The organism is Veillonella sp. ICM51a, from assembly GCF_000524355.1.
GTDB classification, from domain to species: domain Bacteria; phylum Bacillota; class Negativicutes; order Veillonellales; family Veillonellaceae; genus Veillonella; species Veillonella atypica.
Genome location: NZ_JAPX01000021.1, coordinates 1 through 2,122, shown reverse-complemented (window position 1 = coordinate 2,122; position 2,122 = coordinate 1). Strand labels below are relative to the sequence as shown.

Here is a 2,122-nt window from a genome sequence, read left to right as displayed (position 1 = left end):
CTGGTGTTACTGTGCCGCCTGGGGTTACTGTGCCGCCTGGGGTTACTGTGCCGCCTGGTGTTACTGTGCCGCCTGGTGTTACTGTGCCGCCTGGTGTTACTGTACCACCAGGAGTTACTGTACTACCTGGGGTTGTTGTATTACCTACAATTGCGATAACAGATTTTCCATCATCACCAGTTTTTGCAGTAAGATCATAACTTAATGATACACCTTGTTGTAATTTACCGTATTGAACACCTGTTGTCGTCACACCATGTTCATTACGGATAAGATCAATTGTATCACCATCATGAAGAGCAGGTTCACTACCACTTACACCAACATTAATTTTTGTATTAGAAACGTCAGTACCATTTTGGTCAGTAACAGTGATAATCTTATCTCCATTCGCTACATTATCAGGTAAATCAAAATTATAGGTTTCAAAGTTTGCTAAATGGGATAAAGTAATTCCTTTTACCTTATTTACATTTAATGTATTACCTGTTTTTACATCGCCTGATGCATCACTAAAAATATGATGCCCACCCCAAACACCAACGTGTCCATTAGCAAATGGTGCTGCACTATTGATATCTACAGTATTATAAGTAGCTTCGGTATCACTCATACCACCAATAACATAGTTATTACCAGCTTGACGATAATATTTATAAACAGTATTATCATCACCAGTAAGTTCATCTAAGTGAAGTCCATTAGTATCCACACCATTTACACTATGATGATCTGCTTCATCTTTTACCTTAAAGATACCAATGCCATCAATAGAACCTTCACGAATTTTAATCGTGTTATAAGTGGCTTTATTATTTATGGCAAAACCACCGATAAGTTGACCCACCTTAGCAGCAGGACGACCATCAGCTTCCCATTTATCATTATCATCAGCACCTAATTCGATACGGTTGCCTTTGACTTCTTTAGAAATAAATTGAGGCTTAACTCCTTGGGTGAACATGGTATCGTCACCTTGAACAACAGCCATAGCACCATAAACACCTGCCACATTACCAGCAGCTAGTGTAACTTCATTATCTTCAAGAACACCACCAATACTACCATGATTGAAAGATGTAGCGCCAGATACTGTATCAATATCTTGACCACCAGCGACAAATACGTAGTTATCTTTTGCATCGCCAGTCATCTCAAAGAGATTAGCACCCATAACATCACGTAAATGACCTGCATTGCGAATTGTCACTTGATTATTAATAGCATCACCAGACCCAGCCACGTGAACAGCTGCTACTGTTTCCGTATTATCGCCACTGAAAAGTTCTAGAGTATTATTTTTAGCATGACCTGTAGGACCTGCCACATAAGCAGCATAGATAGTATCTGTAGTGCCACCTTGTACAGCTAAATAATTATTTTCTGCACTATCAGCATTATAAACTAAAACAGGCGTACCACCCCACATATTTGTAGCGGAGGAGTTGGAGGTTAAATCATAAGAGTTAACACTCATCGCTTCTGTTGTGGAACTATTTTGAGGTCTCTCTAATGGCACATTAGTAAAGATTCCACCAAATCGATGATTAATATTAGTATCCGCGAATACTATTTCACCTTTAGAATTTCTATGAATATTAGATGCATTCAATGGAGCTGATTGTATTGTACCCGCATTAGCATCTACAAGATAACTTGTATTTGATACATCACCACTATCAGCCATAGCCGTACCTACCATTGTCGCACCAATCATTGCAGACAATACCAAGTAACGAAGTTTTTTCTGTCTCATAATGACCCTTTCTGAAATAAATCTCACATATTACAACAAAATATACAGAATATACAACAAAGATTTAACAATATCACTCCTACATCATTAATTCTTCACGGAATATTCATTCATTACATTCTCATTATATATATATATATATATATAATGACAAGTACATTAATAATAAATAATTATAAATAAATTAAACTGACTTTTTACTTTTCCTAGGAATCTGCTTGGATAGAAGACGTTTACACAAAAAAAGACACACCCTAAGGTGTGTCTTTTAGCTTAATCAGCGACTTCCTATCCTCCCAGGCCGTCTCCAGCCAAGTACTTTCGGCGTTTACGAGCTTAACTACTGTGTTCGAGATGGGAACAGGT

Annotated in this window: 1 protein-coding gene and 1 rRNA gene; both read right to left on the bottom strand. The window is 37.7% G+C overall.

The features are described 5' to 3' along the window. A partial coding sequence (locus HMPREF1504_RS03015) for a hypothetical protein (protein ID WP_038123312.1) occupies window positions 1-1,756 on the bottom strand: 1,756 nt, incomplete at its 3' end. A 275-nt stretch (window positions 1,757-2,031) separates the two neighbouring features. Next, a 5S ribosomal RNA gene (gene rrf, locus HMPREF1504_RS10055) occupies window positions 2,032-2,122 on the bottom strand; the annotation flags it as partial.